This is a genomic window from Campylobacter sp. US25a, assembly GCF_004379075.1.
Taxonomy (GTDB): Bacteria; Campylobacterota; Campylobacteria; order Campylobacterales; family Campylobacteraceae; genus Campylobacter_D; species Campylobacter_D jejuni.
On sequence record NZ_RYYM01000001.1, the window covers coordinates 86,766 to 109,676 of the forward strand.

Annotated in this window: 24 protein-coding genes, 1 tRNA gene and 1 pseudogene; 17 read left to right on the forward strand and 9 right to left on the reverse strand. The window is 29.8% G+C overall.

All coding sequences use genetic code 11. The features are described 5' to 3' along the window. Positions 1–17: 17 nt before the first annotated feature. The 3 genes from ELQ12_RS00450 to ELQ12_RS00460 all read left to right on the forward strand — a co-directional run bounded on the left by ELQ12_RS00450 (position 18) and on the right by ELQ12_RS00460 (position 2,102). The gene (locus tag ELQ12_RS00450) at positions 18–692 is read left to right on the forward strand and encodes a response regulator transcription factor (protein ID WP_002777451.1); all 675 of its coding nucleotides are present in this window, start codon (positions 18–20) and stop codon (positions 690–692) included. Beyond that, the gene (locus tag ELQ12_RS00455) at positions 689–1,936 is read left to right on the forward strand and encodes an ArsS family sensor histidine kinase (protein WP_004305599.1); all 1,248 of its coding nucleotides are present in this window, start codon (positions 689–691) and stop codon (positions 1,934–1,936) included. The genes ELQ12_RS00450 and ELQ12_RS00455 overlap by 4 nt, the downstream gene beginning before the upstream one ends. A 91-nt stretch (positions 1,937–2,027) precedes the next feature. Beyond that, positions 2,028–2,102: transfer RNA gene (locus ELQ12_RS00460), tRNA-Asn, on the forward strand. 219 nt (positions 2,103–2,321) lie between these two features. On the opposite strand, the pseudogene ELQ12_RS10565 reads toward ELQ12_RS00460, so the two are convergent. Together ELQ12_RS10565 and ELQ12_RS00470 are read right to left on the reverse strand one after the other, a co-directional pair. Beyond that, positions 2,322–2,561: pseudogene (locus tag ELQ12_RS10565) on the reverse strand (ribbon-helix-helix domain-containing protein); the annotation flags it as partial. A 10-nt stretch (positions 2,562–2,571) separates the two neighbouring features. Then, positions 2,572–3,171 carry a bacteriohemerythrin gene (locus ELQ12_RS00470; protein ID WP_002861919.1) on the reverse strand — a complete coding sequence of 200 codons (600 nt, stop codon included), beginning with the start codon at positions 3,169–3,171 and terminating at the stop codon, positions 2,572–2,574. Positions 3,172–3,319: 148 nt separating this feature from the next. On the opposite strand from ELQ12_RS00470, the gene dccR reads away from it, so the two are divergent. The 4 genes from dccR (at position 3,320) to ELQ12_RS00485 (ending at position 5,865) form a co-directional block, all read left to right on the forward strand. Further along, positions 3,320–3,985: a two-component system response regulator DccR gene (gene dccR / locus ELQ12_RS00475; RefSeq protein ID WP_002870842.1), complete on the forward strand. Its 666-nt coding sequence runs from the start codon at positions 3,320–3,322 to the stop codon at positions 3,983–3,985. After that, positions 3,978–5,183 carry a two-component system sensor histidine kinase DccS gene (gene dccS / locus ELQ12_RS00480; RefSeq protein ID WP_002870841.1) on the forward strand — a complete coding sequence of 402 codons (1,206 nt, stop codon included), beginning with the start codon at positions 3,978–3,980 and terminating at the stop codon, positions 5,181–5,183. Before dccR ends, dccS begins: the two co-directional genes overlap by 8 nt. A 284-nt stretch (positions 5,184–5,467) precedes the next feature. Next, positions 5,468–5,632: a hypothetical protein gene (locus tag ELQ12_RS10195; RefSeq protein WP_162842097.1), complete on the forward strand. Its 165-nt coding sequence runs from the start codon at positions 5,468–5,470 to the stop codon at positions 5,630–5,632. After that, positions 5,623–5,865 (forward strand): hypothetical protein, encoded by a 243-nt coding sequence (locus ELQ12_RS00485; protein ID WP_052949257.1) that lies wholly within the window; start codon positions 5,623–5,625, stop codon positions 5,863–5,865. Before ELQ12_RS10195 ends, ELQ12_RS00485 begins: the two co-directional genes overlap by 10 nt. A gap of 34 nt (positions 5,866–5,899) precedes the next feature. On the opposite strand, the gene groL is transcribed toward ELQ12_RS00485, so the two are convergent. Together groL and groES are read right to left on the reverse strand one after the other, a co-directional pair. Continuing rightward, a complete protein-coding gene (groL, locus tag ELQ12_RS00490; RefSeq protein WP_002853460.1) occupies positions 5,900–7,537 on the reverse strand; it encodes a chaperonin GroEL in 1,638 nt (545 codons plus the stop codon). A 19-nt stretch (positions 7,538–7,556) separates the two neighbouring features. Further along, positions 7,557–7,817: a co-chaperone GroES gene (gene groES, locus ELQ12_RS00495; RefSeq protein WP_002825273.1), complete on the reverse strand. Its 261-nt coding sequence runs from the start codon at positions 7,815–7,817 to the stop codon at positions 7,557–7,559. 161 nt (positions 7,818–7,978) lie between these two features. On the opposite strand from groES, the gene ELQ12_RS00500 reads away from it, so the two are divergent. From ELQ12_RS00500 to ELQ12_RS00515, 4 genes are read left to right on the forward strand one after another with little or no spacing between them, the layout of a single operon-like run. Beyond that, entirely contained in the window at positions 7,979–10,519 is a 2,541-nt protein-coding gene (locus tag ELQ12_RS00500; protein ID WP_134264493.1) for a hypothetical protein, read from the forward strand. An 8-nt stretch (positions 10,520–10,527) separates the two neighbouring features. Then, the gene (locus ELQ12_RS00505; protein ID WP_070242786.1) at positions 10,528–11,139 is read left to right on the forward strand and encodes a riboflavin synthase; all 612 of its coding nucleotides are present in this window, start codon (positions 10,528–10,530) and stop codon (positions 11,137–11,139) included. After that, positions 11,103–11,783 (forward strand): polyphenol oxidase family protein, encoded by a 681-nt coding sequence (locus tag ELQ12_RS00510; protein WP_002861915.1) that lies wholly within the window; start codon positions 11,103–11,105, stop codon positions 11,781–11,783. Before ELQ12_RS00505 ends, ELQ12_RS00510 begins: the two co-directional genes overlap by 37 nt. A gap of 1 nt (position 11,784) precedes the next feature. Continuing rightward, positions 11,785–11,988: a hypothetical protein gene (locus ELQ12_RS00515; protein WP_002853612.1), complete on the forward strand. Its 204-nt coding sequence runs from the start codon at positions 11,785–11,787 to the stop codon at positions 11,986–11,988. Here the strand turns inward: ELQ12_RS00515 and ELQ12_RS00520 are convergent. Further along, positions 11,985–13,145 (reverse strand): M23 family metallopeptidase, encoded by a 1,161-nt coding sequence (locus tag ELQ12_RS00520; RefSeq protein ID WP_002852845.1) that lies wholly within the window; start codon positions 13,143–13,145, stop codon positions 11,985–11,987. The two genes, ELQ12_RS00515 and ELQ12_RS00520, sit on opposite strands and share 4 nt — an antisense overlap. Positions 13,146–13,266: 121 nt before the next feature. On the opposite strand from ELQ12_RS00520, the gene ELQ12_RS00525 reads away from it, so the two are divergent. From ELQ12_RS00525 to ELQ12_RS00535, 3 genes are read left to right on the forward strand one after another with little or no spacing between them, the layout of a single operon-like run. Continuing rightward, positions 13,267–13,992, forward strand: coding sequence for a plasminogen-binding N-terminal domain-containing protein (locus ELQ12_RS00525; protein WP_002853792.1), 726 nt, complete (start codon positions 13,267–13,269; stop codon positions 13,990–13,992). Between the two features lie 2 nt (positions 13,993–13,994). Next, positions 13,995–15,377: an FAD-linked oxidase C-terminal domain-containing protein gene (locus tag ELQ12_RS00530; RefSeq protein ID WP_134264494.1), complete on the forward strand. Its 1,383-nt coding sequence runs from the start codon at positions 13,995–13,997 to the stop codon at positions 15,375–15,377. Between the two features lie 3 nt (positions 15,378–15,380). Further along, positions 15,381–16,187: a YihY/virulence factor BrkB family protein gene (locus ELQ12_RS00535; protein ID WP_002870834.1), complete on the forward strand. Its 807-nt coding sequence runs from the start codon at positions 15,381–15,383 to the stop codon at positions 16,185–16,187. Here ELQ12_RS00535 and ELQ12_RS00540 read toward each other — a convergent pair. The 4 genes from ELQ12_RS00540 to ELQ12_RS00555 are packed head-to-tail and all read right to left on the reverse strand — an operon-like array spanning position 16,131 to position 20,056. Continuing rightward, positions 16,131–17,390 carry a ComEC/Rec2 family competence protein gene (locus tag ELQ12_RS00540; RefSeq protein WP_070240407.1) on the reverse strand — a complete coding sequence of 420 codons (1,260 nt, stop codon included), beginning with the start codon at positions 17,388–17,390 and terminating at the stop codon, positions 16,131–16,133. The genes ELQ12_RS00535 and ELQ12_RS00540 overlap by 57 nt on opposite strands. Beyond that, the gene (locus ELQ12_RS00545) at positions 17,390–17,947 is read right to left on the reverse strand and encodes a DedA family protein (RefSeq protein ID WP_070248825.1); all 558 of its coding nucleotides are present in this window, start codon (positions 17,945–17,947) and stop codon (positions 17,390–17,392) included. The genes ELQ12_RS00540 and ELQ12_RS00545 overlap by 1 nt, the downstream gene beginning before the upstream one ends. Positions 17,948–17,955: 8 nt before the next feature. Continuing rightward, positions 17,956–19,509 (reverse strand): ribonuclease Y, encoded by a 1,554-nt coding sequence (gene rny, locus ELQ12_RS00550; RefSeq protein WP_052949264.1) that lies wholly within the window; start codon positions 19,507–19,509, stop codon positions 17,956–17,958. Continuing rightward, positions 19,430–20,056, reverse strand: a complete 627-nt coding sequence (locus tag ELQ12_RS00555) for a 5-formyltetrahydrofolate cyclo-ligase (RefSeq protein ID WP_002870831.1) — start codon at positions 20,054–20,056, stop codon at positions 19,430–19,432. The genes rny and ELQ12_RS00555 overlap by 80 nt, the downstream gene beginning before the upstream one ends. Before the next feature lie 82 nt (positions 20,057–20,138). On the opposite strand from ELQ12_RS00555, the gene ELQ12_RS00560 reads away from it, so the two are divergent. Genes ELQ12_RS00560 through radA form a run of 3 tightly spaced genes read left to right on the forward strand, consistent with a single transcriptional unit; the run spans position 20,139 to position 22,902 of the window. Continuing rightward, on the forward strand, positions 20,139–20,696 hold the full coding sequence (locus ELQ12_RS00560; protein WP_070261336.1) for a TlpA disulfide reductase family protein: 558 nt from the start codon (positions 20,139–20,141) through the stop codon (positions 20,694–20,696). Next, positions 20,696–21,562 carry a signal recognition particle-docking protein FtsY gene (gene ftsY / locus ELQ12_RS00565; RefSeq protein ID WP_002870829.1) on the forward strand — a complete coding sequence of 289 codons (867 nt, stop codon included), beginning with the start codon at positions 20,696–20,698 and terminating at the stop codon, positions 21,560–21,562. The genes ELQ12_RS00560 and ftsY overlap by 1 nt, the downstream gene beginning before the upstream one ends. Next, the gene (gene radA, locus ELQ12_RS00570; RefSeq protein ID WP_002870828.1) at positions 21,562–22,902 is read left to right on the forward strand and encodes a DNA repair protein RadA; all 1,341 of its coding nucleotides are present in this window, start codon (positions 21,562–21,564) and stop codon (positions 22,900–22,902) included. The genes ftsY and radA overlap by 1 nt, the downstream gene beginning before the upstream one ends. Positions 22,903–22,911 lie beyond the last annotated feature (9 nt).

The window sequence follows — 22,911 nt, forward strand, 5'->3', positions numbered from 1 at the left end:
TAAAATAAAGGAAAACTATGACAAATATTCTTATGATAGAAGACGATTTAGAATTAGCAGAAATTACAGCTGAATATTTGGAAAAATTTGATATGAAGGTTGATATAGCTCATGAGCCTTATATAGGTCTTTCTAAGCTTGCATTAAAAGAGTATCAGCTTATCATTTTAGACCTTTCTTTACCAGGTCTTGATGGGCTTGAAGTGTGTGAAGAAATTCGTAAAAAGTATGATACGCCTATTATTATTTCAAGTGCAAGACATGATATTACAGATAAGGTTAATGCTTTAGAGCTTGGAGCAGATGATTACCTACCAAAACCTTATAATCCAAAAGAATTACAAGCACGTATTAAAAGTCATTTAAGACGTATTTCAAATACAAAAAGCGCCATAGCAAAAAGTGTAAAAGATCTTGTTTATGATCAATATAAGCATATTATTACCATGAAAGGACAAGAGCTTACTTTAACTAATGCTGAATTTGATATTTTAAGCTATTTGATTAAAAAAGAGGGTGGAGTGGTAAGTCGCGAAGAGCTTGTTTATAATTGTTCTTCTATTAGTGAGGATTCTAGCAATAAAAGTATAGATGTTATTATCAGTAGAATTCGTCAAAAGATGGGAGATGATCCAAAAACTCCAAAATATATTCACTCTATACGTGGAATAGGTTATAAGCTTACTCAATGAATAAATCTTCGATTTTCTATACTATAACTTTTATTTTTATTTTTGCTGGGGTTAGTGTTATACTTGGCTTTTTGTGGCTTATAGAATACGATCAGCAAAATTATACTAGAGAATTAAATACAAAATATTCTTTAATAGCTAATGCAAGGCTCTTAAATTTTGCAGGAGTTATCAGTGAAAAAGAATTTGAAGAGCAGACAAAAAATTATAATAAAATGGATGAGATAACAGAAGCAAAGCAGATCCGTAAAATTCTTTTTAGAGGTGATGTTTTAGCTAGAGTTGAGGTTAATAATGGCTTAATTGAGATTATTTCTTATAATAGACAGGTATATTTAAATATTATTTATGATGGAAAGGTTTATCTTTATAAGGATCAAGATTATCAAACCTATAGGTATTTTATTATCAAAGCTATAGCTGTAGCTGTGATTTGTATTCTTGTATTACTTTATATTTATATATTTAAAAAATTAAAACCACTCAAAAGACTTAAAAAACAAATTGATAAATTTGCCCAAGGAAAGCTTAGTGATATAGAAGATGTAAGCACTGGAGTGGATGAAATTTCACAAGTAAGTGAAGCTTTTTATCAAGCCATTGTTCAAATTCGAAAGCTAAATCAATCTCGTCAGTTTTTTTTAAGAAATATTATGCATGAACTCAAAACTCCTATTACTAAAGGGCTATTAACGTTAGAAATGATAGAAGATAATAAATATAAAGAGCGCTTAAATGGGGTTTTTACTAGACTTGAAATTTTAATTAATGAATTTGCTGCTATTGAGCAAATTACTTCAGGGGCTGCTTTTATAAATAGAAAAAAATACAATATTTTAGATGTTTTAGATGAAGCCAAAGAAATTGCAATGCGAGATGATAGCAATATACGTATTTTTATGGAAGAAAGTTTTTTTGTAAATGTGGATTTTAAACTTTTTACTACAGCGATTAAAAATATGATAGATAATGGTATTAAACATTCTGAAGATGGGTTTGTGCAAATTGATATTATAGACGATTATATTTGTTTTAAAAATCGTGGTCCTGAGCTTAACAATACTTTAGAATATTATACTCAAGCTTTTACTCAAGGATCAAAACAAAAATCAAGTTTTGGATTAGGGCTTTATATTGTAAATACTATTTTAGAAACACATGGAATGAAGCTTGATTATTTATATGAAGATGGGGTAAATTTGTTTTATTTTAGAAATTTAAAAAGTGTTATTGTTAAGGAGTAAATTAATTTTTTACATAAAAAATGCATTTTTATGTAAAAACCCTTGACAAAGTTTTTTAATTTCACTATAATTACATTTTACTTTTAAATATTCCGGATTAGCTCAGCGGTAGAGTAGTCGGCTGTTAACCGATTGGTCGTAGGTTCGAATCCTACATCCGGAGCCACTTTTTAACTCCATTTTTAATATTCATAAATGTATTTTAACATAAAAAATTAATAAGTCTTTATCACAAAAAATTGTGATAAAGTTTTTATTTTGTTTGTTTAAGATTTTTGACAATTTTATCTATTTTTTTACTCGCCTTTTGATAATCCCCATCTTTAAGTTCTTCTAAAGCTTCAATAGCAAAATCAAAATCACCAAGTTCGTTATCATTAGAATCTTCTTGAAGATTTTTGACAATTTTATCTATTTTTTTACTTGCCTTTTGATAATCCCCATCTTTAAGTTCTTCTAGGGCATTAACAGCAAAAGAAAAATCTTCAACTTCATTAAGATAAGCTTCTATAGCTTCTTTTACTATAGCTGATTTTGGCTTAGAAAGATTTTTACTTAAATTATCCAAACGCTCCTTAAGCTCTAAAGGCATTCTAAAAGAATAAGTTTTTACATTGTGTTTCATTTTATCCTCCTTAAGAATGTTTTTTGTAAAATTTTATAATTTGCTTACAAGTTTTGCAGGTAAATTTGTGACCTTGTAGTTCTATTTTTTGATGAATATTATAAGGAACATCGTGAATTTTACCAGGACAATTACAGATATAAAGATAAAATTGTGGATGCTCATTATCTTCATCTTCTGCTGCTTCAAAGCTAATATCACTGCCATCATCTGTAGATAAAGAAGAACTTCTCCATTTTTCAACTTTCATGTCTTCGTATAGTATGTGTTCTAAAAGCCACTTTTTAGCCACTATATAAAGTTTTTCTTTAAGATCATTGGTTGATTTGATATCTTTAATTAAATTAATCATGGTTTGGATGATTTCTTTATGTATTTTTCGATGTTCTTCTAAATTTGGATAGCCTATTAGCTGCATGTATTTTTCTTCATCATTAAAGTGATCTTTCATATAATTAAAAAATTCAGCCAAAAGTTCTTTGACTTCATTTTTACTTACAGATCTATCTGATACAACTTCAACTTTTGCAGCAAGTTCAAAAAGCTTTTTATGTTGCTCGTCAATTTTAGCATTGTGCACACTATAGCTATTATCCCATTTTGGAAGCATTTTAACTCCTTAAGGAAAAATTTATTTATATAAAAGGATTATAGATAAAAATAAATTAAATAAAAATGAAATTTTATTAAATAATTGATAAGAATTTTGATACAATGATATATATTTTAAGAGATTTGAAGTTAGAAAGATTTAAATTATGGCTGCTAAAATTTTACTTTTAGAAGATGATTTGAGTTTGAGTGAGATCATTGAAGAGTTTTTAAATGATGAAGGATATGAAGTATTTTTATGCGATAATGCGCAAGAAGCTTTAGATATAGCTTATGAAAGATATTTTGATCTTTGGATTTTAGATGTAAAAGTTCCTTTAGGAGATGGATTTTCATTGCTTAAAGAATTAAGAAAAAGCGGAAAGCAAACTCCAGCAATTTTCATGACTTCTTTAAATACAACAAACGATTTAAAACAAGGCTTTGATGCAGGTTGTGATGATTACATAAAAAAACCTTTTGAACTTGCTGAGTTATCTATTAGGGTTAAAGCTTTGCTTAAAAGAGCTTTTTCACATAAAAATGAAGATTTTGAAGATTTAGGGGATGGATTTAGATTTGAATTTACTACACAAATTCTTTACTATAATAATAAAGCCTTGACTTTACCGAGTAAAGAAATTAAGCTTTTGTCTTTATTGCTTAAAAATAAAAACAACTTTTTAAGCACAGAGAGAATTTTTGAAGAACTCTGGGATTATGATGAGGAGCCTAGTGAGCTAAGTTTAAGGGCTTATGTGAAAAATTTACGTAAAATTTTAGGAAAAGAAAAAATTATAAATCAAAGAGGCAGGGGATATTGCTATGGCTAAAAAAGTCATTAGGCAAATTTTATTAATCTACCTAACAACTACAGGTATTTTTTTAACTATTTTTTTTGCATTATGGTATCAAAAATTATATGAAGAATTGGTTGTTTTAAAGGGTGCTACTTTAAGAGAAAATCATAGAAATATTGTTATAAGCATCTTAAATTCTCGTTTTACTCCTATAGATATAAGTGCAAAAAATATTGCTCAAAGTGCAGCACTAAAATTTGCTATATTTGATGCTAAAAAGATTGTTTTTAGTAATATAGATTTTGATTTAAGAAAGGCAAAGATAGAGCTTAAAGGTAGAGGTATTTGTGATAATAAGGTTTTTTTTCTTGCTCCTATGAGTGCAGATCATTATTTTTTAAGACATGCTAGCAATGAAGAAGTAAATACTAACGATGGTTTGCAAATTTTAATACAGGGTGAAGATGTTGGTAAAGATCTTTTTTGGATTAGAACGAAAGTTTTTGGTTTTGCTATTATGGCTTTTTTCATATTGGGTTTAATATCTTATATTCTAGTAAAAATTGCTCTAAAGCCTTTAGAGGATAAAATCAGCACACTAAATCGTTTTATTAAGGATTCAACTCATGAACTCAATACCCCATTAAGTATTATTTTGATGAGTATAGAACAACTTGATCATCAAAATTTAGGAGATAATGCTAAATTCACAAGGATTAAGCTTGCTGCAAAAAGTTTGTCTCAAGTGTATTCTGATCTTGTTTTTTATAATTTCCCTAATACCTTAGAAACAGAAAAACAAAAATTTGATTTAAGAATGCTACTTGAAGAAAGATTGGAATATTTTAAAGTATTTTTTGAGCAAAAAAAAATTACACTAAAGCTTGATTTAAATCAAGCAAATATTTTTGCTCCTAAAAGTCAAATTTCTAAATTGATTGATAATCTTATAAGCAATGCTATTAAATACAATAAAAAAGGTGGAGTAATTTCTATAATTTTAAAAGCCAATTTTTTAAGTATTGCTGATACAGGTTGTGGAATTTCAAAGTCAAATTTAAATCATATTTTTGAACGCTATACTAGATTTAACAAGGATCAGGGTGGTTTTGGCATAGGTCTTTCTTTGGTTAAAAAAATATGCGATGATAATGGTATTAAAATCACTTGCAAATCAGTGGAAAATCAAGGGAGTATTTTTGAGTTGAGTTGGGATACTAAGAAGGTTTGAAAAAGGATAATAAAATTTTTGTATCCACTTGCTTGAAACTCTCTATAAACGCTTTCTTATTTTATAATAGTTATTATCAATATAAATTTATTTTTCTATAAAATAAATTTATTAAAAAAGCTTTATTATGTATATTTAATCTTATAAAATAAAATAAATTTTTGATAATTAATATTAAATTTATTAAATATAAAGTAGAATTTCACAATTTATTAAAGAAAGGAAATGAATTATGAAAAAAAAGTTTAATTTATCTTATAGTTTTATGTTTATCTTATACGGCTATGCAAGCTGTTTGTAAATATGCTGAAGAGCAAAGAGAAGATAGGGCTGTGCCTATTGCTACTTTAATAAGGCTTGGTATGGGTTATGGTATCTCATATGCAAATGCACCAGATGTTGGAGGACAAACATATACAAAAAGACCGCCTTTTGGGAGATGTCATTGACTCATGATGATTTAAGCAATCTTTGTATTTTAATTTCGCTTTTATTTTTAGATTATATTTTAATAAATGTGAAGACTTTCCGACAAATGACTCGCTTTGCCAATTTTTATGGCGTGATTATGGTGTTGTCTTTTATTGTATCTTGGCAGATTTTTAATGTGTATTTTAATTTTCTTGTTTTTTTGATTTTATTTTTTGTATCTTACAAAATTTGGCAGTTTAAAAAGAAATAATCAGCAAAAATTTGCTGATTATTGGTAGTAGGGCTTACATCATGCCACCCATGCCACCCATTCCTCCCATACCGCTCATATCTGGCATTGCAGGTTTATCTTCTTTAATTTCACTAATTGTTGCTTCAGTAGTTAAAAGCATACTAGCTACAGAAACTGCATTGAGTAAAGCTACTCTTTCTACTTTAACAGGGTCGATAATTCCACTTTCAAGCATATTAACATATTCACCTTTTGCAGCATCAAATCCTGTGTTTTCATCTTTAGCATTTTCTACGCTATTTACAACCACACCCGCATCAAATCCTGCATTTTCAGCAATTTGTCTTAAAGGTGCTCTTAAAGCTCTTTCAACGATAGCTGCGCCGATTGCTTCATCACCTTGTAGATCAAGTTTGATTTTAGCTTTTGCTTTGATAAGCGCTGCGCCACCACCGATTACTATACCTTCTTCAACCGCTGCTTTAGTAGCACTTAAAGCATCATCAACGCGATCTTTTTTCTCTTTCATTTCAGTTTCAGTTGCTGCACCTACTTTAATAACTGCAACACCGCCACTTAATTTTGCAAGTCTTTCTTGTAATTTTTCTCTGTCATAATCTGAAGTTGTTTCAGCAATTTGTGCTTTGATTTGATTTACTCTTGCATCTATATTTGCTTTTTCACCTGCGCCATTTACTATGGTTGTATTGTCTTTATCGATAATTACGCTAGAAGCTTGTCCAAGATCTTGTATGGTCGCACTTTCAAGAGTTCTTCCAAGTTCTTCAGAAATCACTTCTCCGCCTGTTAAAATTGCTATATCTTCAAGCATGGCTTTTCTTCTATCGCCAAAACCTGGAGCTTTTACGGCTGAAATATTAAGAACACCGCGAAGTTTATTTACAACCAAAGTTGCAAGCGCTTCACCTTCAATATCTTCAGCGATAATTAAAAGTGGCTTGCCTGTTTTTTGAATTTGTTCTAAAACCGGTAATAAATCTTTTAAATTTGCAATTTTTTTATCAAAAAGCAGGATATAAGGGCTTGAAAGCTCTACTGTCATTTTTTCTGCATTAGTGATAAAATAAGGGCTTAAATAACCTCTGTCAAATTGCATACCTTCAACTACATTTAATTCATCATTGATTGATTTTGCCTCTTCAACAGTGATAACACCATCTTTGCCCACTTTTTCCATGGCATCAGCGATTAAATTTCCGATTTTTTCATCAGAGTTGGCTGAGATTGTAGCAACTTGTGCAATTTCTTTTTTATCTTTTACTTCGCGAGAAAGTTTTTTAAGTTCGCCTACTATAGCTTCGCAAGCCTTATCCATACCGCGTTTTACTTCAATAGGATTTGCACCTGCTGTGATATTTCTTAAACCTTCTTTGAAAATTGCATGAGCTAAAACCGTTGCAGTAGTTGTTCCATCCCCTGCTTGATCAGCTGTTTTGCTTGCTACTTCTCTTACAAGTGAAGCACCCATATTTTCAAGACTGTCTTTAAGTTCTACTTCTTTAGCAACACTTACGCCATCTTTAGTAATGCTTGGAGCACCAAAGCTTTTTTGGATTAAAACATTGCGTCCTCTTGGCCCCATAGTTACTTTTACCGCGTCATTAAGTTTTTTAACACCCTCATAAAGTTTATTTCTTGCTTCATCTGAAAAAATAATTTCTTTTGCCATTTTTTATCCTTTTTATAAATTATTTTAAAATTCCTAAGATATCATCTAAATTTAAAACTAAATATTCATTATTATCAAGTTTAATTTCTGTTCCACCGTATTTAGCAAACACGATTTTATCACCATTTGCAATATCAGTGATTTCTTTACTTACTGCCACTACTTCACCCATTAAAGGCTTTTCTTTAGCATTATCTGGTATAATTATGCCTGAGGCTGTTGTTTTGGTTTCTTCAACGCGTTTAACTAGAACACGCTTTCCTAAAGGTTGAAAATTCATTTTTGTCCATCCTTAAAAATATTGATTTTAGCACTCTTTTATTTAGAGTGATAAAATCATACTATAAAAAATGAATTTTGTCAATACTTTAAATTAAAATATTTATAAAAGTTTAGTTTTATAGACTAAAGTTATTTTATAAAATAAACTAAAGGATAAAAATGAAAAAGATTTTTTATGGAGTTATAGCTTTTGTTGTTGTGCTTTTGATTGCTATTTATGCCATACTTTTCACAAGTTTTGGTAATAATATAGTGGCAAATATAGCGCAAAAAAAGATCAAAGAAAGTGCGGGATTAGACGTAAATATCACGCATTTTAATTTACGTTTTTCAAGTCTTGAACTGCGAGCAAATATCGCAAATATGGCAGATTTCAATCTCAAGGGAGCTTTGAGTCCTTTTAAGCTTGGATTTGATTTTGACTATCTTATTTCTTTAAATCAAAATTATGCTAAAAATTTAGGTTTAAATTTAAATCAAAACCTTTCTTTTGGCGGTAAGATTCAAGGTAAAGCAAGTGATTTTACTTTAGATGGAAAGGGTTATTTACTAGGTTCAAATGTACTTTTAAATGCAAGAATGTATAATTACAGCCCTATTGCTTTAAATTTAGATGCACAAAATCTTAAGATAGAAGAAATACTCCATCTTTTATCTTACCCTAGTTACGCTAAAGGTTTTTTAAATGCTCAAGCAAAAATTTCAGCACAGGATTTAAAACCTGATGGAAATATCATCATAAAACTTGATACAAGTTATATAAACTATGAGGCGATAAAAAAAGATTTTTCTTTAGACTTGCCTTTAAATTCTAATCCCAAAGCAGAAATTTTGGCCAATGTTAAAGAAGATAAGATTTATGCTGTAAGTAAAATTTACAATGATTATCTTAACTTACAAACCCAAAAAACTCTTTATGATATTAGCAAGAATGCTTTAAGTACTGATTTTAATTTAAGTATTCCTTCTCTTGCAAAGCTTGAAAAACTTACAAAAACTAGACTAAATGGTAGTTTGGGTGTGATAGGTCAAACAAGTGTTGTAAATAATGCCTTATCAAGTTTAAATGCTCAAGTTATTGGACTTGGTGGAGAGGTAAAGGCAAGTTTGAAAAATAATAAAATTTTTGCAGATATTAATGAAGCAAGTTTGGAAAAATTATTAGCTCTTGCAGGATATGGAGCTTTGGTTTCTGGAAATTTAAATGCTAAACTTCTAAATGCGGATTTAGATTTTTCTAATTTCGATCTTGAAGCAAAAATAAACAATGCAAAACTTAACACCAATGAGCTTAAAAAAATAGCCAAAATAAAACTTCCAAATACAATTTTTAGTCTTGATACTAAAGCAAATGCAAAAAATAGCAATATTTCTTACAATGCTTTACTTGCTTCAAATTTGCTTAATATTAAAAAACTTCAAGGAACTTATAATTTAAAAAATAGTGAGTTAAATACAGATTTAAATGCTTTTATTGATGACTTGTCTCAGTTTAGTGCTATAGCAGGACAAAAATTACAAGGTAAGGCAGATCTTACTGCAAAAGCTCATATTATAGGCACTCAAATACAAAATTTAAATGCAAATGCAAATTTGGCAGATGGTGTAATCAAGGTTGATTCAAATGGTAAAAAACTTGATTTAAACATTGATAAACTTGATTTATCTAAACTTTTTGTTATAGCAGGTATGCCAAATTATGCCAGTGGGATTGTTAATGCAAAAGTTAATTTAGATAATATCGATTTTAACAACCTTAATGGTAAAGCAAATTTAGAAGCTAAAGGTATTTTAAATGCTACAACTTTAAGTAACATTTTAAATAAAAATTTTCCAAACAATACAAGTTATGATTTAAATACCAAAATTAATTTTAAAAACAATATCGCTCAATTTGATTCCGTTTTAAATTCATCTTTAGCTGATCTTACAAAACTACAAGGAAGTTTTGATATAGGCAAAATGCTTTTAAATTCGGATTTTAGTCTAAAGATAAATGATTTTTCAAAACTAGGCTTTTTGTTGGATAGAAAACTTAAAGGTAGGGCAGAATTTAATGGAAAGGTAGGTTTTGATAAGAATTTAAATTTTGTTGTAAATAGCCCAAATTTATTTGAAGGGAAGCTTCAAAGCACACTTAAAGATAACCTTTTGCTTGCTGATTTAAATGGAGTGGATTTAAGTAGTCTAGCTCAAGGTTTGGACTTTATGGATGTTTATCAAGGCAAGGCAGATGTGAAGGCAAATTACAATCTTTTAAGCGAAGAAGGCGAGGTTAATTTGGATATGAAAGAGGGTAAATTAAAACCAAATCTTATTACCAATGCTTTAAAAATTTTAACGCTAAAAGATATTACAAATGATGTTTATCGTACTGCTAATGCTAAAGCTTTGATTAAAAAAGAAAATATCAAACTTGATCTTAATATGCAAGCAGATCGTTCTTATATTTTAGTACAATCAGGAGCTTTAAATTCTAAAAGCGGGGCTTTAAATTTGCCTTTTGATATTAAACTCGATAGAGCCAATTTTAAAGGAAGTATTACAGGAACTACGGAAAATCCTAAAGTAAATTTAAATGCAGGAAGTGTGTTAAATTCTATTAAAAATGTAGTAGGTGGTGGTGTGAGTGATGGTATTAAAAGTACAGGCGATAAAGTAGATAAAGCGGTGAATAAATTATTAAATAAGATTTTTTAAGGTAAAAAATGTTTAATGGACTAATAAGAGAAATTGCTAAAGTTCAATCTTATCAAAACAATACTTTAAGCTTAAAAGCAAAATATCGCCCAAATCTTGGCGATAGTATAGCTGTGAATGGAGCTTGTTTAAGTGTAACAAAACTTTATGAAGGGGGTTTTGAAGTGGAGCTTTCTCGTGAAAGTCGCACTCATATAGCTATAGAGAATTTAAAAAATAAAGTTCATATAGAACCTGCTTTAAGATATGGCGATAGAATTGATGGACATCTTATGCAAGGACATATTGATTTTATCGGCACACTTGAAAAGATTCAAAAAGATGAAAATGGAGTGGATTTTTATATATCTTTACCTAAAGAAGCTATGAAATTTATGGCAGAAAAAGGAAGTATAGGCGTTGATGGAGTAAGTCTTACTATCAATGAAATTTTAAAAAATGGTATTAGGCTTACTATTATTCCTATTACTTTTAAAGAAACGCTTTTTAAAGACTATCAAGTAGGTAGAAAAATCAACATAGAAAGTGATTTGCTTGCTCGTTATATTTATACACAATTACAAGGTAAAAACAAAGGATTATCATGGGAAGAAGTGGAAAGAATTTCTTATCTTTATTAGAAAATGATAAAGTCGGTATTTTTTGTGCTTTTGATAAGGATTATAATGTTTTTAGGGCTAAAATTCATAATGAGAATTTATTTTCTCATTTAGGTTTTAAAGACATTGAAAAATGTGTTTTTATGGATCAAATTCACTCTCATAAAGTTATTATTTATGATAAAAATTTAAAAAATCTCAGTTGCGATGGGATTATAAGCAAGGAAAAAAATACTGCTCTTTGTGTTTTAAGTGCGGATTGTTTGCCTTTAATTTTATATCATGAAAGTGGCATTATAGCAGCTTTGCATTCAGGTAGAAAAGGAAGCTTTGAAAATATCCTAAAAGAATGCGTTGATCAAATTGCTATGCAAAATTCACATTTAGATAAGAATAAATTTCATCTTTTTATCCTGCCTGGAATTTGTGCTAAAAATTATGAAATAGATGGAGAAATTTTAGAATTTGCTAAAAAAGAATTTAAAGAATTTGTTCAAGATGATAAACTTGATTTAAAAGCTTTAGTAAAATTTCAAGCGCAAAATTTAGGCATTGAAAATATTAAAGATTGTGGAATTTGTAGCTTTGATGATGAGAGTTTTTTTTCTTATCGTCGAGATAAAACGACTAAGCGTTTTGTGAGTGTGGTTTATTTAAAGGATTAAAATGTACGAAAGAAAAGATTTAAGAGTGTTAAAAATCATTCAAAAAGCTAGAGAATTTGGCGATGGGGATTTGTTAAATGAAGCTTTGGTGAAACAATTGATTGATGCAGATTTTTGTGAAATTAATGAAAAAGAAAAAGAAGAGCTTGCAACTCTTCTAAATTCTTTAATCAATGCAAAAGATAAAGCGTTGTTGAGTAATTAAAATTCTATATAGTTTTCAAAATCTTCTTCTTTTGGAGGATTAGGTTGATTCGAGGCTAGGGCTTCTTTAACAACCTGCTCGTATCCAGCTATGATATGTTTAAAATTCTCTTTCGCTTTTCCACTAAGTTCTGATTTGGCGATTTTTACAACAGATGCAGGATTTATAGCTTTATTGTTTAAATATACTCCAAAATGCAAATGAGGCCCTGTGCTCATACCTGTTGAACCAACATATGCAATTACTTGTCCTTGATTTACCTTTTGTCCGTTTTTAATTTTTGCAAAACGACTAAGATGAGCATATAAAGTCATATAACCTGAGTCATGCTTGATTTGAATTACATTTCCATAACCACCTTTTGTGCCTATAAAGGTTACTACTCCTTTGCCAGCACTTTTTACAGGAGTTCCAGTAGGTGCAGCATAGTCTATACCAAGATGGGCGCGATAGCGTTTTAATATAGGATGATATCTTGCTGTTGTAAAAGGAGAGGAAATTCTAGTGTAGTTCACAGGTTTTGTAAGTAAAAAAGATTCTAATTCTTTGCCATCGCGATCATAGAATATATCATTATAAGAAAAGACTTCTCTAGCGCTTTTATTGATTTCTACCATTGCCATTTTTATATTTATATCGCCCCAAAGTTTACCCATGCGTCTTTTTTGTTCATAATATAGGGTTACTTCATCACCTTTTTGGATATTGCGAAAATTTATACTTCCTCGAAAAGCACGAACCATAGCACGAGCTAAAGTACTGCTACCGCTTTCTTCATAGACATCTTGATAAGCAGAGCTTTTAATGGTTAAATGTAAAATTCTATCTTCTTTTTGATAAGATACAGGAGTAAAAGCAAGAGTGTATTGTCCATCTTTATCTTTATAGATATGAATTTGTAAATCATCACTAATTGGAATTAAAACTTGTTCTATGTTGTTGTTTTCATCTTTTAAAACTTGATATTTTATTTTATAGGCTATATCAGAAGCAAGTTCTTGATCTTCTCTATCAAGTCCATAATAAAGCGACATAGGTATGGAATTTCTTTGTAAGAATTTAAGCAAGGTATCTCCATTATCCCAAGTTAGCTCTTCAACACTTAAAGCTGCAAAACTTTGAACAACAAAAATAAATAAAAGCAATAATTTTTTCATGAGATAACCTTAATTTTTAAAAGAATTTTGAAATTTAAAAGCTATATTTTACTTTATTTTTCTTACAATTGCTTAACAAAAAAGGATTATAATTCTATAAATTTTTATTTAAGGAGCAAATTTGTTTAAAACTATAGTGTGTTTTTTAGCTTTAAACCTTAGCCTCTTTGCGGTTGGATTTGATTTAAAACCTATAAAAAGTGAACTTGTAAAAGTTGATGATATTTATGGTTATATTAAAGATAGTGATGATATAAAACTTTATTCAAGTGGCGTAGTAGTACAACATTTTAGCAATTCGCAAAGTATCATTGCTAGAGCAAGTGTTATAGATAAAAAAAATGGTTTGGCAAAATTAGAATTTAGCGTTTTTTCAGCTCTTAAGCAAGATGCTTTGCCTTTGCCAAATGTTTTACCTAAAGTAGGTGATGAGGTTGTTTTAAATTTTCTTTATGATAGAGGATTGGTAATTGCTCCTGATGAACAAACTTATAATGAACTTGTTAGAGAATTTCCGCAGATATATTTTACCCATATTGACATTTTTGGAGCACAATTAATTAGAACGGCCACTCTTTCTCCTAAGCGTTCAGATTTTAGGCAATTTTGTGATGATAATGCGGTTGGCATTTTGGTTGTGGCTTTGGAAAATCAAGCAGAAGTTGTAGATTGTCAAGATTTTAATAAGCTTTATGAAGTGCCTATAAGCAAGCCAACTAGCGTTCAGGTTCCTTTTTATTCTCGTATAGGTGGATATAAAAGTAATTTTTTTGATTTTAACTCTCAAGAAATAGGAAATTATTATAGGTATTATGATGCTTTGATTAATCTTCCTAAGGTGCAATAAACATGAAAAAAGAATTTGAACAATATTTTAAACGATTTTTAGGAGAAGAAAACGCTTATTTTGATGAAATTCACAAAAGAGCTTATAGCTATGATGCGACAAAAAAACATTATTTACCCGATGGGGTTCTTTTTCCAAGAAATGAAGAAGATATTGCTCAAATTTTAAAATTTTGCAATGAAAATAATATCATAGTCATACCACGAGGCTCAGGATCTGGTTTTACAGGAGGAGCTTTAGCTGTTAATGGCGGTGTGGTGCTTGCTTTTGAAAAGCATATGAATAAAATTTTGGAAATTGATCTTGAAAATTTAGTGGCTGTTGTGCAACCTGGGGTTATTAATATACATTTACAAAAAGAAGTGGCTAAATACGGACTTTTTTACCCGCCTGACCCTGCTAGCATGGAGTATTCTAGCTTAGGGGGTAATGTAAGCGAAAATGCTGGGGGAATGAGAGCTGCAAAATATGGCATTACAAAAGATTACGTGATGGCTTTAAGGGCTGTTTTGCCTAGCGGAGAAATCATTCGTGCAGGAAAACGCACTATTAAAGATGTAGCAGGTTATAATTTGGCAGGAATTTTAATCGCTAGTGAAGGTTCTTTGGCAGTTTTAAGTGAGCTTACTTTAAAATTAATACCTTTACCTAAATTCAAAAAAACTGCTTTTGCTATTTTTCCAAGTGTAAAAAGTGCTATGAATGCGGTTTACAAAAGTCTTGCTAGCGGTGTAAGTCCTGTATCTATGGAATTTTTAGACAATCTTAGCATTAGAGCGGTTGAGAGTAAATTTAATAAAGGTTTGCCTATAGAAGCGGGTGCTATTTTGATTGCTGATGTGGATGGTAATGTTAAAGAAGCTATTGATGAGGATTTAAGAAATTTAGAATATTATTTTTTAGAAGCTGGAGCTAGTGAATTTAAAATAGCAAAAGATGAACAAGAAGCCGCAGATATTTGGTTTGCTAGAAGGAATTGTTCTCAAAGTATTGCCATGTATGGGGCTTTAAAACTTAATGAAGATATTACAGTTCCGCGTTCTAAACTACCTGCCTTGCTTGAAGGTATAGATGAGATTTCTAAAAGATATGGTTTTAAAATTCCTTGTTTTGGGCATACAGGGGATGGAAATGTGCATACTAATGTGATGGTTCCTGATAAAAATGATCAAGAGCAAGTGAAAAAAGGCTATGAAGCTGTGGAAGAGATTTTTAAATTAACAGTGAAACTTGGAGGAACTTTAAGCGGAGAGCATGGTATCGGACTCTCTAAAGCACCTTTTATGAATTTAGCTTTTTCTGAAGCCGAAATGAATTTAATGAGAAATATTAAAAAAGCTTTTGATCCAAATAATATACTAAATCCTTTTAAAATGGGACTTTAGAAGTTGAAAAATTTTTTTACTATTTTGCTAAATTTGCGTGATAAGGAAATTTTAAATTATGCAGCAGCGCTTAGTTTTTATACTGTATTATCTTTAATACCTATTTTATTTGTATGTTTTTCTGTTTTTACGCAAATTTCTAGTTTTAAAGCTTATTATGAAAAAGCAAAGCAAGTAATTTTTGCTTTTTTAATACCAACGCAACAAGATGTTGTTGCTACTTACATCGATACTTTTTTAAAAAATAGTGTAAATTTGGGTATTGTAGGTCTTATTGCTATGGCATTTACTTCTTTAGCTTTTTTTTCAGGCTATGATTTTGTAATCAATCGTATTACTAAAAATGAACCTAAAGGACTTTGGCAAAGCATTAGTTCTTATTGGACTCTTTTGACTCTTGTTCCTTTAGGGCTTGGGCTTAGTTTTTATATTTCAGGTTTTATCCAACAAACTTTAGATGATTATAAAATAGGGTTTAATTTTTTTGAAATTTTACCCTTTGTAATTATTTGGGGTTTATTTTTTATATCTTATTCAAGTTCTGTTCATAAGGGAACTCTTAGAAGTTTAGCTTTAGTATCTTTTGGAGCGGGTGCTATTTGGTATATAGGAAAAAATTTGTTTGTATATTATGTGGTATATAATAAAACATACGCTAGTGTTTATGGATCTTTTTCTACTATTTTATTCTTTTTTATTTGGATTTATATTTCTTGGATTATTTATCTTTTTGGGCTTAAACTCTATTATTTTCTAAATCACAATCATAATGAAGGGAATAAAATTCGCAAAAATACAAAGAAAAGCTAGATATTTAAATCGCACAGAGATTAAAGAAACAATAAGATAACTTATAAAAATCCAAAATGGGATATGGATATTAGTTCCATAAATTTTAAATTTAAAAAATTCATCTAAGATAAAATTGAACAAATCTCCATAGTTTATAAGATGTAAAAATAATACTAAAGGATAAAATATTACAAAAATTCCACTCAAAATAATACCTAAAATTTGTTGGTAGCTTATAAGTGGAAAAAAATAAAGCACAGGTAAAACCATAGCAAAAAAAGTCCAAATATTAAGCAAAATAATATTTATAAGATTATTAAATTTATTTGCAAAATGATGCATATATAAAAAAATATAAAAAACACCTAAAATAGAAAATAAAAATCCAATGCTAAATAAAAGTCTAGGGTAAAGAGAAATGCATAATAAAATACTACAAAAAAGCGTAAAGAAATTAATAATTTTTATATTTTTACACAATAGATAAAAAACCCAAAAAGCCATAATCAAGGAGCGCACAAAAGAAGGGACAAATCCTATTAAACAAGCATAAGCTAAAAGTAGTGTAAAAATTAAAATACTTAAATCTAAACGTAAATTTCTATAAGGAAAATATCTTTTTTGGAAAAAACTATAAATTGGAGCTAAAATAAAGAAAATTAAACTAAAAAGCAAGCCTATGTGATAACCGCTAATTGCTATAAGGTGTGCTATGCCGTAGTAATTTACATCGTTTCTAAGCTCTAAAGATATGGGCAGTGCAAAAAATAAAGCACCATAAAATTCTTTAATTTTTTCATTTGTATGTTGATTTAAGAAGTAAGATATAATGGGATTGTATTCTTTTTCTTTTAATTTTTGAAAATCATAAGAAGGTGCGTAAAAACTTTTGCTCAGATAGTCTTTAAAGTTAATATTATGGGTGATAATTCTAAGGCTTAAAAGTTGATTCTTGCTTAAATTTAAATCCTTAAAACTTGTAGTATAAAAAGTGAAGTTTTCAGTTTGTAGCTTTAAAACCCAGTATTTTTTATTTTTTTTATTATATTTTGTATATTGGTGCGTTAATAGAGCGTTATTTATAAAGTAATGTTTTTGGTTTTTAAATTTTAAAAAATTATTATATTCTAAAAGGATATTAAAAATAAAAATAATAACAACAGATAAAAATAAATAATGAAATTCTTTAAAAGAGTAAGAAAAAGAATTCCATAGAGACATTATTTTTTGGAAAATTTACTTAAATAGAGCCAAATTATTCCAGCTAAAAATAATAAAAATAAAGGAGCAGTATAAGGATATAAACTCAGTTTATCAAAAATTGCTTCAATAACATACCCAAAAGTATAAGCAACAAAACCTAGAACAATAGCCCATGCCAAACTAGCTAGAGTATTGATAATAAAAAATTTAATAAAATTATATTTTGCCATACCTGCAGCTATGGGAATGAAAGTTTTTAAACCATAAATAAATTTTTGAGTTACAAGTAAAATAATTCCGTGTTGTTTTGTTTTCATCATAGCAAGGGCTAGTTTGCGTCGGTGTTTTTTAAAATAAGGCATAATATCTTTTTTATAATATTTTCCAAGTATAAAAAGCAAAGTTGAACCTATGGTATTAGCAATAAAAGCAAGAGCAATGCAAAAACTAAGATCCATTTTTCCTTGAGAACTTAAAACTCCTGCAGCTAAAATTCCAACCATTCCACCCCCTAAAGAGTAAAAGAATAAAACAATATAACCATATTTTATTAAAGTATCAATCATATCTTGCATAATAAACCTTATTTAGCGTATTCTACAGCTCTAAGTTCACGTATAACATTGACTTTAATTTCACCAGGATATTGCATTTTTTCTTGAATTTCAGCTGCTATTTCCTTAGCCAAAAGTACACTTTCATCATCATTAACAAGCTGAGCATTGGCTATGACGCGAATTTCTCTTCCGGCATTGATTGCATAGGCATTTTTAATTCCTTCTTTACTTTTAGCGATATCTTCTAACTCACTGACTCTTCTTAAGAAAGCTTCTAACACTTCTCTTCTAGCTCCAGGTCGTGCAGCACTTAAAGTGTCTGCTGCACAAACAGCTGCTGATTCTATGCTTGTAGCTTCTTCGTGTCCATGGTGTGCGTAAATAGCATTGATTACTACAGGATGCTCTTTATAGCGTTTGCAAAGTTCTGCACCTAAATCCACATGAGATCCTTCAAAATCATGGGTTAATGCTTTTCCTATATCATGTAAAATTCCCGCGCGACGCGCTAAATTCTCATCTCCACCACATTCAGCAGCAATGATTCCTGCAAGGTGAGCCACTTCCAAAGAATGTGCTAAAGCGTTTTGTCCATAGCTTGCGCGGTATTTGAGTTTTCCTATGAGTTTTACAATTTCAGGGTGTATTTTATTTAAACCTAGATCCATAACTATGGTTTCGCCTTCTTCTAGAATAGCACTATCAAATTCTTTGCATACTTTTTCGTGAATTTCTTCTATGCGCGCGGGTTGAATTCTGCCATCTTCAACTAAAAGCTCTATAACTTTTGTAGCAATAGCACGGCGATAAAGATTAAAACAACTTACTATAATAGCACCTGGTGTATCATCGATGATAATATCAACACCTAAAACCATTTCTAAGGTTTTAACATTGCGTCCTTCTTTACCAATGATACGTCCTTTAAGTTCATCGTTTTTAATGTTAATAACATTGATAAGTCTTTCAGCTGCAAATTCACCTGCAAAACGAGAGGTAGCTTGAGCAATGATGAAGTTAGCTTTTCTTTTGGCTTCATTTTTTGCTTCTTCTTCATATTTTCTTACTATATGTGCAATTTGCTCGCGAGAATTTTCTTCTACTTTTTTAAGAATGATTTCTTTGGCTTCATTTTGTGTAAGTCCTGTAGAATGTTCTAAAATTTTTAAAACATCGTCAAGTTTTTCTTGATATTTATTTTTTAATTTATCAACATCAGATTGTAAGTCTTGAATGTGTTTTTGTGACTTGCAAAGGTATTCTTTATCTTCTTTTAGTTTTTCTTCTTCTTGCTGAAGTTTTTGTTCTTTTTTAGAAAGATCATCAAATTTTTGATTAAAATCTTTTTGAATTTTGTGAGTTTTTTCTTCGTATTTTTTTTTAACTTCTAATTCTGCATTAAGAATTGAATTTTTTGCATCTTTTAAAATAAGCTCTGCTTCGTATTCTATAGCTTTAGCTTTAGCTTTAGCTTGCTCTACGAAAATTTCATATTTGGCATCATTGATTTTTTTTGCAACTAAATATCCTATACCGAGTCCGACTATAGCGGCTATAAATGCGATCAGTGATTCTATCATTTTTTCTTTCTTTCTTGTAATATTTTTTATAAGGGTTTATGTATAATTTTCCTGAAATATCATGCTTTTGTGTTAGATTATTTTGACTTAAAGCATCTATACTTTGGACAAATATTACATGAGGTTTGTAATTTAAATTTTCAAAAAATCTATCATAAAAACCTTGCCCATGTCCTATTCTTTTTAAATTTTTATCGACGCCAATTACAGGCACAATAGCTAAATCAATTTTTGCTTTAAAAAAAGAATCTATAGGCTCTAAAACCCCAAACCTTTTTTTAATAAAAGGCAATCTTAATTTTACAATTTTTAAACTTTTATCTTGCATAAATGGAACAAAAAGTTTGTAATTTTTATTAAGAATATGGCGAAATTTTATTAAGTTTGGTTCATAATGCAAAGGAATAAAAATTAAAATATTTTTAGCTTTAAATAGTTTTATTATTTTAAGACATTCTTTAAATATTTTATAATCTTGTTTGAAATTTAGTTTTGAATGTTTGAAAAGGCGTATTTTTTGCAATGCCCTGAAATCTGTTTTTTCCATTAATATGCCTTTAAAAAAATATTATCTTATGTATGTTATAATTTTAGCATTTTTATAAAGAAGAATAAAGGATTGATAAATAATGAAGATTAAAAAAATACTTTTACTAGTGACAATATTTTGTTTGTTTGTTGCTTGTAGCAATGATAAAGAAAAGCAGCAAAATGATGTAAATTTAAGCACCGAGACAAGTATAAATCAAAGTGATGATATGAATTTTAAACTTAATTTGATTGATGGAGGATCAATTTCAGTTAAAAAAGAAAATGCCGTTTTAAATTTTAACGATGAAGATAAGGCAACTTTGTTTGTATTTTTTACCACTTGGTGTACCCCTTGCATTGCTGAAATCCCTCATCTTAATAAATTACAAGAAAAGTATAACAATGATTTTAATATAGTTGGAGTTTTATTAGAGGATAAGTCTAATGAGGAGATTCAAAAATTTATAGAACAACATAAAATATCTTATAAAGTCTCTAATGGTGAAAATAACTATCTTTTAGCTAAAGCTTTAGGTGGGGTAAATGGAATTCCTACCATGTTTCTTTACAACAAGCATTCTAAATTGATTAATCAGTATTTAGGGCTTATTCCTGAAGAAATGCTAGAAATCGATATACAAAAGGCTATACTTTAATGTTTAATTTTTTTAAAAAAGGACTTGCAAAAACTCTTGAAAATATTATTGGAGTTAAAGGAGAGAATAAAAAGATAACCAAAGATTTGCTTGAAGAAATTTTGCTTGAAGCAGATGTAAGTTATGAAATAGTTGAAGAGATAATTTATTATTTACCACCTCAAAATGAAGTAAAAAAAGAAGATTTAAAGCGTGTTATGGGTTCTTATTTTCTTTATGAAAAAAAAGAAACCAATCAAGAAAAACCTTTTGTAGAGCTTATTTTAGGAGTAAATGGAGCAGGAAAAACAACAAGTATTGCCAAGCTTGCTTTTTTATACAAAAACCAAAATCAAAAAGTGGTTTTAGGAGCGTGTGATACTTTTAGAGCAGGTGCGATTGAGCAATTAAAACTTTGGGCGCAAAAAGTGGATGTAGATATAGTTTTAACTGCACAAGGGCATGATCCTTCAGCGGTTGCTTTTGATACCATTTCTAAAGCAAAAGCAAAGGATTTTGATAGAGTTATTATCGATACAGCAGGGCGTTTGCAAAATCAAAAAAATTTAGCTCATGAGCTTGAAAAAATTGTAAGAATTTCAAACAAAGCTTTAGAAGGCGCACCCCATAGAAAAATTTTAGTTTTAGATGGAACACAGGGAAATGCTGGAATTTTACAAGCTAAAGCTTTTAATGAGCTTGTAAAACTTGATGGTGTGATTATTACAAAGCTTGATGGGACAGCTAAAGGGGGTGCACTTTTTAGTATAGCAAGAGAGCTTGAGCTTCCTATTTTTTATGTAGGCGTGGGTGAGCAAATGACGGATTTACAAGAATTTAATGCAAATGCTTACTTAGATACTTTATTAGATCCTATTTTTGAATAATGGCAAAAAATAAAGCACTTTTTGAATGCCAAGCTTGTGGAAATCAACAAAGCAAATGGCTTGGAAAATGTCCTGATTGTGGAGCTTGGGATAGTTTTATAGAATTAAAAGCTGAGCAAATTAAAGTTTTAAAAGAGCTTGCACAAGTTAGTATGAAAACAAGTGAGGCTGTTTGTATTGAAGATGTGGAGTTAGAACATTTTACAAGATACAGCACAGATGATAATGAGCTTGATTTGGTTTTAGGTGGAGGGCTTGTTGAAGGTTCTTTAGTGCTTATAGGCGGAAGTCCAGGTGTGGGAAAATCTACGCTTTTGTTAAAAATTGCTTCAAATTTAGCTAAACAGGGTAAAAAAGTGCTTTATGTCAGTGGCGAAGAAAGTAAAGCCCAGATTAAATTAAGAGCTGATCGTCTTGAGGCTAATACTCCGAATTTATTTTTACTTACTGAACTTTGCCTTGAAAATATTTTAGAAGAATTGCACAAAAAAGATTATAGCATTCTTATCGTTGATTCTATACAAACTCTATATTCAAATAAAATCACTTCAGCAGCAGGAAGCATCACTCAGGTGCGTGAGATTACTTTTGAACTTATGCGTGTTAGCAAGGCTTATAATATCAGTACTTTTATCATAGGGCATATTACTAAAGAAGGTGCTATAGCAGGGCCTAGGGTTCTTGAGCATATGGTAGATGTGGTGCTTTATTTTGAAGGAGATGCCACTAAAGAAATCAGACTTTTAAGAGGCTTTAAAAATCGTTTTGGTGGAACGAATGAAGTAGGTATTTTTGAGATGACTGCTAAGGGTTTGATTAGCGCAAAAGATTTAGCAAATCGTTTTTTTACTCGTGGAAAGGCTATTTCAGGAAGTGCTTTAGGTGTTGTGATGGAAGGATCTCGTGCCTTGGTTTTAGAAGTTCAAGCTTTAGTGTGTGAAAGTTCTTACCCAAAACGCAGCGCTACAGGATATGAAAAAAATCGCTTAGATATGCTTTTGGCTTTGCTTGAAAGAAAACTTGAAATTCCTTTAGGGCATTATGATGTATTTGTAAATATTAGCGGCGGAGTAAAAGTAAGTGAAACTGCGGCGGATTTGGCTGTGGTTGCAGCTATTATTTCAAGTTTTAAAAATCGCCCTTTGAGCAAAGATAGTATTTTTATAGGGGAGCTTAGTTTAAATGGAGAAATTAGAGAGGTTTTTAGCCTTGATACGCGTTTAAAAGAAGCTAAAATGCAAAAATTTAAAAATGCCATTGTTCCTTCTAAGCCTTTGGAAGATATAGGGCTTAAGTGTTTTGTTGCTAAAGAACTTTCGCAAGTTTTAGAATGGATGTAAATTTTCATT